Annotated in this window: 11 protein-coding genes; 1 reads left to right on the top strand and 10 read right to left on the bottom strand. The window is 57.5% G+C overall.

The features are described 5' to 3' along the window. Positions 1–217: 217 nt before the first annotated feature. The 5 genes from ACW7GZ_RS14505 to ACW7GZ_RS14485 all read right to left on the bottom strand — a co-directional run bounded on the left by ACW7GZ_RS14505 (position 218) and on the right by ACW7GZ_RS14485 (position 3,390). Entirely contained in the window at positions 218–634 is a 417-nt protein-coding gene (locus ACW7GZ_RS14505; protein ID WP_457009926.1) for an SUKH-4 family immunity protein, read from the bottom strand. Positions 635–830: 196 nt separating this feature from the next. Beyond that, positions 831–1,322 (bottom strand): hypothetical protein, encoded by a 492-nt coding sequence (locus ACW7GZ_RS14500; RefSeq protein WP_457009924.1) that lies wholly within the window; start codon positions 1,320–1,322, stop codon positions 831–833. Positions 1,323–1,889: 567 nt separating this feature from the next. Next, entirely contained in the window at positions 1,890–2,321 is a 432-nt protein-coding gene (locus tag ACW7GZ_RS14495) for a hypothetical protein (protein ID WP_457009922.1), read from the bottom strand. A 59-nt stretch (positions 2,322–2,380) separates the two neighbouring features. After that, on the bottom strand, positions 2,381–2,890 hold the full coding sequence (locus ACW7GZ_RS14490) for a hypothetical protein (RefSeq protein WP_457009920.1): 510 nt from the start codon (positions 2,888–2,890) through the stop codon (positions 2,381–2,383). A 62-nt stretch (positions 2,891–2,952) separates the two neighbouring features. Beyond that, positions 2,953–3,390 (bottom strand): HIT family protein, encoded by a 438-nt coding sequence (locus tag ACW7GZ_RS14485; protein WP_457009918.1) that lies wholly within the window; start codon positions 3,388–3,390, stop codon positions 2,953–2,955. A gap of 180 nt (positions 3,391–3,570) precedes the next feature. On the opposite strand from ACW7GZ_RS14485, the gene ACW7GZ_RS14480 reads away from it, so the two are divergent. Next, complete coding sequence (locus tag ACW7GZ_RS14480; protein ID WP_457009916.1) at positions 3,571–4,524, top strand: IS30 family transposase; 954 nt, start codon at positions 3,571–3,573, stop codon at positions 4,522–4,524. Between the two features lie 908 nt (positions 4,525–5,432). Here ACW7GZ_RS14480 and ACW7GZ_RS14475 read toward each other — a convergent pair. The 5 genes from ACW7GZ_RS14475 to ACW7GZ_RS14455 all read right to left on the bottom strand — a co-directional run bounded on the left by ACW7GZ_RS14475 (position 5,433) and on the right by ACW7GZ_RS14455 (position 10,185). After that, positions 5,433–6,035: a DUF1294 domain-containing protein gene (locus tag ACW7GZ_RS14475; protein ID WP_457009914.1), complete on the bottom strand. Its 603-nt coding sequence runs from the start codon at positions 6,033–6,035 to the stop codon at positions 5,433–5,435. A 141-nt stretch (positions 6,036–6,176) separates the two neighbouring features. Further along, positions 6,177–6,695 carry a 3'-5' exonuclease gene (locus ACW7GZ_RS14470; RefSeq protein WP_457009912.1) on the bottom strand — a complete coding sequence of 173 codons (519 nt, stop codon included), beginning with the start codon at positions 6,693–6,695 and terminating at the stop codon, positions 6,177–6,179. 2,182 nt (positions 6,696–8,877) lie between these two features. Then, on the bottom strand, positions 8,878–9,099 hold the full coding sequence (locus ACW7GZ_RS14465; RefSeq protein ID WP_457009910.1) for a hypothetical protein: 222 nt from the start codon (positions 9,097–9,099) through the stop codon (positions 8,878–8,880). Between the two features lie 123 nt (positions 9,100–9,222). Beyond that, a complete protein-coding gene (locus tag ACW7GZ_RS14460) occupies positions 9,223–9,714 on the bottom strand; it encodes a hypothetical protein (protein WP_457009908.1) in 492 nt (163 codons plus the stop codon). Positions 9,715–9,825: 111 nt separating this feature from the next. Continuing rightward, a complete protein-coding gene (locus ACW7GZ_RS14455; protein WP_457009907.1) occupies positions 9,826–10,185 on the bottom strand; it encodes a VOC family protein in 360 nt (119 codons plus the stop codon). Positions 10,186–10,294: the final 109 nt, after the last annotated feature.

Below are 10,294 nucleotides of genomic sequence, written 5' to 3'. Positions count from 1 at the left end.
ATGGTTCCGCTGGCGACGTCTCACCGGTAGAGTTTGAACGGCGCTACGCGCAGAGCGGCCAGTGAGTGTCTATGAAACTCTGGTCGGTCCAAACAACAGTGCGGGAAACAAGGCCTAACGCCTGAGTTAAGCCGAACCGCGTAGTGGAGCCAAAGGCATGGCAAGCTTTTCTGCCATGCCTTTGGTGTAACGAAGCGGTTTCGGCTTGAACGAATTGTTAGGCCTCATTTGCTATCTCCGAGCTTATCTCGGATTGCCACATTGACCCTTGAATTACTGCACGTGTGTCAATGGCGGCAATTGCGGCCATGCAAACGCCAACTGCTCCTTTTGTCAGGTGCTCTTGGTAAATGCATAGACTCTCCGCAAACTGCGGGAGAGATGAATTTATTAGCACTCTCACGTTGTGATTGTCGTGATTGAAATAGATGATCTCTCGGGTATCTGTGTCAACAACGAGAACATCGCCAGAGCCGTTGTGACCGATTGGAAAGCAAGATTCCGGTATGCCGAAGACTTCCTTGCGCGACTCGATTTCAGGTTGCGAGTACGCATAGAACGTAAGGAATGGTGAGGCATCACGGGGCAAGCCCTGTTCCAGGAGAAGATCAAGTCCTCTTTGGCTAGGCGACATGGCAGAGCGTCAGGCTCGAATACGACGAACTCATCTAGATGGAGATCTAGCTCCGCCGGAACTTCTGGCAAGGAGGCTATGAAGCGCTTCTTAAAGTTTGCGGAAATGTTGGTCATGAGGCCTAACGCCAGAATTAAGCCGCGCCGCGAAGCGGCGTCGGCTTGAATGAATTGTTAGGGCCCAGCTACTCAGGCGGCTAGCAGTCATGGCCCCGACTGACAATCTTACCGGCCAACTGATAACAATCAAATAGCTGCCGATTGTTACTAAAGCCAGAATAGACCAAAAAGGATGTTGCTCCCTCTCGTTGTAGCTGGCGAACACGAGTGGGTGCGCCAGGAAGCCGGCCTAGGCGAGCCACCGAAACCGGGCCATTGGGCTCTTGAGTAACGGCGTAGATATAGCCCTCATTGAGGGATAGATGCGCCAATCCGGTAAAAGCAAAGATGCCGTCGGCGTTCTTAATGATGCCGTGGACGTTCTCGTTGAGCAAAGTCGTGAGATGGCCATCAGCATCTTGGAACAGTAGCTTGCCGATCCACTCACCGCGATCGGTGCCAATCAAGTGTCCGCCGAAGCCGTCTAACGAATAGTCCGGAACTAGCACTTCAGGTGCTTGGGTCGCCGCACTCTGCTCGGCAGAGCAGCCACATATAAACAGCATTGCAGTCAGTAGCAGTGGACGCATGCTCTGGACCCTAACGCCAGAGTTAAGCCGCGCCGCAGCGGGGCGTGAAGCACATGGCAAGCTATACCTGACATGTGATTTGCGCCCCGATGTGGCGTCGGCTTGAACGACTTGTTAGGCCGCCGCACGCCGAGCTTGCGCCCGACCTTGCGACAGCCCAACCCCTGAGCCGAACACTACAACAAGTCTGGCCGAACGGCCTGAGGCTGGCACTTGCAGGGCCCGAAGCCAAAACCAGCGACTCGCGCGGCCAAGAACTCTCACAGCGCCCTGTCCGAAGCCGACTCGGCCGGTCGAATCTTGCGGAGAGTAGCGCCAGTCCGAAGCCGAGGCGCTGCAGGGCTGACTGCCGATGCCTGCACCGCGCGTGCGAGGTGCAAACGCTACGGATGAGCGAGGCGCTACAGATCGCCTGGAACCCGGCAACAACAGTGCGGGACACAAGGCCTAACACCTGAGTTAACCCGACCTGCGTAGTGGAGCCAACAACATGGCAAGCTCTACCTGCCATGTTGTTGGTGGAACGAAGCGGGTTCGGGTTGAACGAATTGTTAGGCCGCGCCCACATCACCGAAACTTAATTCTCTCAAGAGCCGCGAGTCGTTGTGCAAACTGGACCGGAGATGCTGCTGTAACCCAAACATGGGCATATCGCCCAGCGTGATCAAACTCAATCAGTGTCTCCTGCGAGAAATTTGGTGGCTCTGCGAAGACGTATCCGCTGGACAGCTCATACCAAGTTACAGAATGCCCACCAACACTCCCACCACCAACGGCTTTAGCCAACGACGTGTCCAATCTTGGCGCATCGCCAAGATAAACTCCAAAGGCCTGTTCCCCAGAAGCAGCCTCAATCGCATAGCAGACGCCAGCATCTTGTGTCTGATGATAGGTCCAAGTCATCCCCGAGTCTGTTAGCAGGACCGGGCAATTATCATCCGGGTCAGAGGGGCCGACCGAGACTTGGAGGAGCATCATCAACACGCCAAGGAGCTTCATAAGCGGCCTAACGCCTGAATTAAGCCGCGCCGCGAAGCGGCGTCGGCTTGAATGAATTGTTAGGACTCATCTTGTACTACTGACAGATCCAGCTCGTCCAGCTCGTTCTGCGGGTCTCGCCGGAAGACGCTAATGACCGTGTCCCATACCAAAAGCCCAAACTCATAGGTCTCGCGAGTTTTGTCTAGGGTCACTTGGCTCACTTGCCAATGCCTGGAGCCATCATCAGTCAGTCCGAAATGACGACAATGATCGTAAGTGTCTATGAACTCTTTGAACTTGCTCTTCAATGTCGGGTCAAGTCCGTGCCTATCCACCAGTGAATCAAAGATGCTTTTAGGAGACGGCACTCGGTCACTAGGTTCAGGATTGTTCTGCCCGAGCAGCTGGGACAGGCTGAGCCCGATCGTGCAGATAAGGAAAATGCAACGCTCATGGAAATGCTCGACCTCGTCTCCGGCTGATAGATCATCTTGGAGCGCGGCCCATTGATGCTTGGCTTGCTTTAGCGAATAAAGCTGGAGGTTAGTGTCCTCGCCACTTGAATCAATGAAGTAGTAGCGATGCACGATATGAGCCCTAACACCAGAATTAAGCCGCGCCGCGAAGCGGTGTCGGCTTGAATGATTTGTTAGGCCGCGCTACCGGATAGTAGGTGCGGCCGTATCGATGCTGCCAATGCGTCGAGTGTTGCACGATCTGGCGATCCTGGGGGCGACGGATAAACCTCCAGAAGCCGGTCGGACTGCGAGCGTGGGTGAACATGGAAGTGAAGATGCGGCACTTCTTGGCCCGCCGCCTCCCCGTTGGAGTTCCACACGCTTATGCCCTGACAGGAAAGCGCATTGGACACGGCGCGAGTGACGTCAACCACAGCCGCCATCAGAGCCGCTCCAGTCTCTCCATCAAGTTCGCGGATGTCCGACAAGTGAGCTTTTGGCACCACCAAGACGTGGCCGGGGTGGAACTGCCGTGTGTCGATGAAGGCTGCGGTAAGAGCGTCCTCTCTCACGAAGCTGGCCGGCGCGTCCTTGGCGATGACCTCGCAGAAAATGCATCCGTTCGCCATAGCTCTCTCCGAGCGGCCTAACGCCTGAATTAAGCCGCGCCGCGAAGCGGCGTCGGCTTGAATGAATTGTTAGACCGCAGAAATTGCCAGACTAAGTGCGACAAATCCAGCGCCCCGAAAAGGAGAGGTGAGCTGGCAGACTGGAAGGGACTCTTATCCGGCAAGAAAGGAGCCCCGACCGTGAAGTACTGCCAGCTCACCAGAGACGAACGATACCTGATCTCCAAGCTCCGCAAGACCAGGCACAGCGTGGCCGAGATCGCCCAGATCCTGGGCCGCCACAGGAGCACGATCTACCGCGAGATCAAGCGCAACCTGACGCCCTGCCCCAAGGGCGGACACTACTGCTACAGCAAGGCCCAGGAGCGTCGGAACGGACGGCTCCGACGAAGCCGCCGCGGCCCGCACCATGCGCCGTTGCAGTACGCCCGTGTCGAGGCGCTGCTGATGCAGCAATGGAGTCCCGAGCAGATCGCTGGCGTACTTCGGCAGGACGAGTTTGCGATCAGCTTCCAGTCCATCTACCGACACGTACGGCGCGACTGGCGTGCGGGCGGCACGCTGTATCTGGAGCTGCGTCGCCGCTACAAGCGCCGTAAGCGGCACTACGGGCTGGAGCGTCGCGGAAGGCTGCAGGGCAAGCGCATGATCGAGGAGCGGCCTGTCGAGATCGAAGCGCGGCTCGAGGTTGGCCACTGGGAAATCGATACGGTCATGGGGGCATCGTGGGAGAAACCCTGCATCGTGACCCTGGTCGAGCGCGCCACCGGCTACCTGATGATCGGCAAGCTACCAAACCGCACGACCAAGGCGTTGAACCGCCGTGTCATCGAGATGATCAAGGCTGCGCCGCTGCCCTGCCTAACGATCACCTCGGACAACGGTACCGAGTTCCATGGCTATGCCGAAATCGAGATCGCTACGGGTGCGACGGTTTACTTCGCGCGTCCCCATCACCCCTGGCAGCGTGGCACCAACGAGAACACCAACGGACTCATTCGCCAGTACCTGCCAAAGGGAAAGAGCATGGCGAAGCTGACCCAGAAGCAGTGCAATGCGATCGCACACAAACTCAATACCAGACCGAGGAAGCGCTACGACTATGAAACGCCCGAACAGCGAATCCGCGCTTGATCAGGACTGTCGCACTTGGTGGTTGAATTCACCCACCAAGCCGCGATGCCCGTATTACCTGGAGCGTAACGCAATTATGGCCAACAGCAAGGCGGCAAGCAGGACAACAGTGGGCAGGTGCCGCGTGACTGCCAGCAAAGACTCGACGCCAGCGAGCCAATCCTCAGACCATACTCCGCCAATGCTCTCGTAGTACGTCCTCGCTGCGCGAGCAGAAGGTCGAAGTGCGGTGTAGACAAATGCTACTAACGCGAGAGATATCACGGACGCGATGCGTAGGCGGCGACTCGCCGGCCGCGCGATTGCTGCAATTGCTAAAGCAGCTACTGGAGCGAGAATAAAAGCATCCGTTGCGCCTAATGCTGACATATGGTGCCTAACGCCTGAATTAAGCCGCGCCGCGAAGCGGCGTCGGCTTGAATGAATTGTTAGGGCTCATCACGGAATCCGCAAGCAAAGGGCTTGTCGCGATTACCAGTGAAAATGAGCTTATGGCACGACTCGCGAGTGAGCTTGGGTAGGAGCTCTTTACGGCCATAAGGATTCGAGTCGTAGTGGAATACCTGGTGCAGCCCGGCGGTGCTGAGTAGTGCGCCGTTCCAGATTGACGAGTCAATGCCGGGGTGCTCAACAGCTACCCAAAATGGTTGAATCGATTTTGCAGCGGTTTGCGCACACGAGATCGCGGAAGACTGATCTTCGCCAAGCCGGATCAAGCCGCACATTTTGGCGGAACGCCCGGAGGCGTGGGTTAGCTCAGAAGCAACGATCTCAGCGGATGTGGATGGGCTTGCCTTGTGGCATCCAATCGCGAGCATTGTGAGAAATAGAAGTGCCAGAGTCTTTGACATGAGCCCTAACACCTGAATTAAGCCGCGCCGCGAAGCGGCGTCGGCTTGAATGAATTGTTAGCTGCTGACGCGCCCAACCAAATCTGCAAGCACACCCGATTTGTGTAGCCAAGTGACGGCGGCCAAGTTGAGGATGACAGTAGCCCAGAAGGTGACCTGAAACGAGTGCTTCACGGTCTTGTGGCGGAACTGTTGTTGGGCGATCAGCGCCCCCGGCCACCCCCCGAGAAGATCTGCAAGATGAAGGCTCGCTTCCGGCGTGCGTTGCGCATCGCCTTGCGCCGCAATCTTGTCGGATCTGTACATGAGGTACGAGAGGACGCTCAATGCAAAGTACGCTGCTACTAACAGTGTCGGGAGAAGGCCGCTGACAGCGGCAGCAACGCCGCTCACCAAGGCGCATACGCCAAGGATCGCCCTGGGAACTCGCGAAGGAGCTCGCGGCACTTCGATTCTCTGGCCGGCGTGACGAACTTGCCGGGCGTTTGTCCGCCCTCGCGCATCGACGCTTGGCAAGTACGAGATCATGTCGCCGGAAACAGGCCGACGTGAAGCACGCTGAAACTCGTTGATATGGACAAACGCGCGGGTACCGCCCCCGTTGGGGATTACGAAGCCGAAGCCTTTGTCGTCATTCCAGTCCGTAATCCGACCTGCCATTCGCATTGCTGTCCCCATCAGCGGCTAACGCTTAAGTTAAGCCGAATTGCAGCGCGTAGCTGGCAACATGGCAAGCTTTTTCTGCCATGTTGACGGCGTAGCGATGCAATTTCGGCTTGAACGCATTGTTAGGTCTGCGCTTTACACAGACCTGAGCTTTGAAGCTGCAGCAATGTACACGTGCAATGCGCGCTCACAGTCGCCAAGTGCGCGATGCTGATTCGACATGGATAGTTTGCCATCTCTGGCTAAGTCAACGAGGCGAAAGCTGTCGCGTCTTGGCCAAGCCTGCCTTGCCATTTTCAGAGCGCAGGAAGTCGGATTGCGAAATTCTATTCTGTGTTGAGCGGCCGCGTTATGTAGGAACGCGAGATCAAAATCTGTATTGAACGAAATGAGCCGGAGGTTGCCGACGAACTCTGCAAAGCCTCTCAGCGCTTCTTCAAGCGCGACACCATCTGATTTGAGCAATTCATCGGTGATGCCGGTCAACTCTACGATCTTCTTGGGGAGCTTGCGCTTGGCTGTGATCAAACTTTGGTACGTGTCATGCCTGTCCGAATTACGATTGACGCGAATAGCTCCGATTTCAATGATCTGGTGCTTGGACGCATCTAGCCCAGTTGTCTCTAAGTCAAAGACCACGAACTGCTCGGGCAAGTGGGAGATATCTATTGCAGGAGCGTCACCTATGCGAGATCGACTGTAGAGCCAATAACCTATGGCAGCGAGCACAATCAGGATTAGCAGAGTCGTCATGGCAGACCTAACACCAGAGTTAAGCCGAGACGCGTAGTGGAGCGAAACACATGGCAAGCTTTACCTGCCATGTGTTTTGCGTAACGAAGCGGCTTCGGCTTGAACGACTTGTTAGGCCGCCGCACGCCGAGCTTGCGCCCGACCTTGCGACAGCCCAACCCCTGAGCCGACAGTACAACAAGTCTGGCCAAGTGGCCTGAGGCTGGCATTGCCGGGGCCAAAGCCAGAACACTCGACTCGCGCGGCCAAGACCTCTCACCGCGTCGTGGCCGAAGCCGACTCGGCAGGTCGAATCTTGCAGAGGGTCGCGCCTATCCGAAGCCGAGGTGTTTCAGAGCCGGCTGCCGATGCGCCCGCCGCGCGTGCGAGGTGCAAATGCCGTGGGTGAGCGAGATGCTTGAGCCCGCCTGGACCTTGCCACCGACAGTGCGGGAAACAAGGCCTAACGCCTGAGTTAAGCCGAACCGCGTAGTGGAGCCAACAACATGGCAAGCTCTACCCGCCATGCTGTTGGTGTAACGAAGCGGTTTCGGCTTGAACGAATTGTTAGGCCCCGCGCACGTGCTCTAGCTGCTTGATCAAGTGCGCCGGGCCTTTGATGGATAAGCCTATATACGTCTCTGACGTGGCGATGAGTTCACCATCCGGAAGCCCAATGCGAAAGGTGATGACCTCTTGGGATCCGGCGACAACATGGGAAGCCTCGGACATTGTGCCCCTCGCGGCAAGAACAGCAGACTTCAACCGGGCAAGAAGCTCTGAGTCCCCCTCGGGGCCAAGTATCATCTCTTCAGTTGCCGAATTCTTCATGCGGGGCCTAACACCTAAGTTAAGCCGAGCCGCGAAGCGGCTTCGGCTTGAACGCATTGTTAGGCCGCCGCCACCAGACACCGCGAACACTTGTCTGGAATCGCCGCAACCTAACCCTGAGCCGGAACATTACAACAACTTGCTACGCTCTGACGGCGGCCCTGGACCGAGCGAAAGAGTCTGCGCTTCAAGCTTGCTCCGGCGCCTGGGCGTGCTGGCTACCCGAAGTCCACTATAGATGTGAGCGCCAGAACTCTTGGCCCGTCATGCTCAGGCGAGTCGGATGCTGCGCCACGCAATGTTGAACGAAGCGACCCAGTGGGCTTGGCGAAACCGGCCGAAAGGAACACACCAAAAGAGCGGGATGTCGGAACTCGCACCGAGTGTGGCCTAACGCCAGAGTTAAGCCGCGCCGCAGCGGGGCGTGAAGCACATGGCAAGCTATACCTGCCATGTGGTTTGCGCCCCGATGTGGCGTCGGCTTGAACGACTTGTTAGGCCGCCGCACTCCGAGCTTGCGCCCGACCTTGCGACAGCCCAACCCCTGAGCCGAACACTACAACAAGTCTGGCCGAACGGCCTGAGGCTGGCACTTGCAGGGCCCGAAGCCAAAACCAGCGACTCGCGCGGCCAAGAACTCTCACAGCGCCCTGTCCGAAGCCGACTCGGCCGGTCGAATCTTGCGGAGAGTAGCGCCAGTCCGAAGCCGAGGCGCTGCAGGGCTGACTGCCGATGGCTGCACCGCGCGTGCGAGGTGCAAACGCTACGGATGAGCGATGCGCTACAGATCGCCTGGAACCCGGCAACAACAGTGCGGGAAACAAGGCCTAACACCAGAGTTAAGCCGTGCCGCGAAGCGGCATCGGCTTGAACGACTCGTTAGGCCGCCGTTCCCTGGCACCTGCGCCCGACGTGCGGCAGCCCAACCCCTGAGGCGAACAGTACAACAAGCGCCGTGCCTGGTGCTTCCGAAACGCACCATGCGCGCGGCCAAGAACTCGCACCACGCACTGCCCGAAGCCGACCCGGCAGGTCGAATCTTGCGAAGAGTCGCGGCTGTCCGAAGCCGAGGTGCTGCAGGGCTGACTGCCGACGCCTGCACCGCGCGTGCGAGGCGCAAACGCTCCGGATAAGCGAGGCGCTACAGATCGCCTGGAACCCAGCAACAACAGTGCGGGAAGCAAGGCCTAACGCCTGAATTAAGCCGCGCCGCGAAGCGGTGTCGGCTTGAATGAATTGTTAGGCGCGACCTGCCACGCCCACTTGCTTGAGATCATCCGATGCCCCAGAACGCGTCTTTAAGGGCGCGCCAGAGAGTACCAAGAGTTCTCCCGTCTCCGTTGCTCAATGCAACGCGAATAATCTGCGCAAGAACTGCCAATCCGAGGAGCAGGAAAATGACCAGCCCAAGCGAATCGCGAAACACAACTGCGCCACCGACGAAGGCGGCAAGAAGAATGCCTAGGCCAACCAGGCTTTTAGCTCGCTCGGTCATCCAAACTGCCTCATAGCGCCTAACACCTAAGTTAAGCCGAATTGCAGCGCGTAGCCGGGCACATGGCAAGCTCTTTCTGCCATGTGACTGGCGTAGCGATGCAATTTCGGCTTGAACGCATTGTTAGGCCGCACTGCCGCGCTCCGAAATGACTAAGTCTTTGAGCGCAGAGAGAGCGCCACACATGGCGAGCACGACCGCCTTGAACTCCATGCCAGGAGGTGCCGGATACTTCTCCAGCACCTCTTTGAACGAATCCTGCTCTTTTGCAAAATCGAGAAGGCCGGCGATCTTTTCGTTGATGGCGAGAGGCTCAAGGTTGTGGGCAAAAGCGTTGCGGATGCCGTTCAGGCGTTTCGCGGCGTCCCAGAGCCATGGCTCAAGCGCGCTGTGCGGGGTCATAGCTTGAACTAAGCAGATCACCTGATGGCACTCAAAGCTAGCCCCCCGAGCTCCGCGGAGAGCTTGTGGGAAGGCTAAAAGCAGCGCAAAGATCTCACGGAGCTGTTCTTCGACGAGGAGGTGACCTTTCAGCACCTGAAGGGTCATCTCTGCGTCATCGGGGAAATGATCACGTATGCGATCAAAGTCTGAGTCAGAAGAGCGCATCATCATATGCGGCCTAACACCTAAGTTAAGCCGAGACGCGTAGCGGAACCAACCACATGGCAAGCTTTACCTGCCATGTGGTTGGTGGAATGAAGCGGCTTCGGCTTGAACGCATTGTTAGGCCTCAGGCTCCGACCACACAGCTAGCTCATTGCCACCGGGCTCTGTGAAATGGAACCTGCGACCACCTGGGAAGACGAAGATTGGCTTGACCACGTCACCGCCTGCAGCCTCGACCTTGCGGAGCGTACCTTCAAGGTCGTCGCTGTAAAGGACGATGAGTGCGCTTCCAGCTTCCGTGCGAGCCGCTAGGTCAGACCTGAAGAAGCCGCCATCCAGTCCCTGGTCGGAAAATGCGACGTAGTCGGGACCGTAATCCTCGAACGCCCAGCCGAATGCCTGGACGAAGAATCGCTTCGTTCCCTCCAAGTCTCGCGACGGATACTCAACGTAGTTGATCTTCTCGTGCCGCGGCATAGCGGGCTCCTGAGGCCTAACGCCAGAGTTAAGCCGAGACGCGCAGTGAAGCGAAGCACATGGCAAGCTTTATCTGCCATGTGATTTGCGTAACGAAGCGGCTTCGGCT

This window comes from Luteimonas sp. A537 (assembly GCF_054052065.1).
This window is presented reverse-complemented; position numbering and strand designations above follow the sequence as displayed.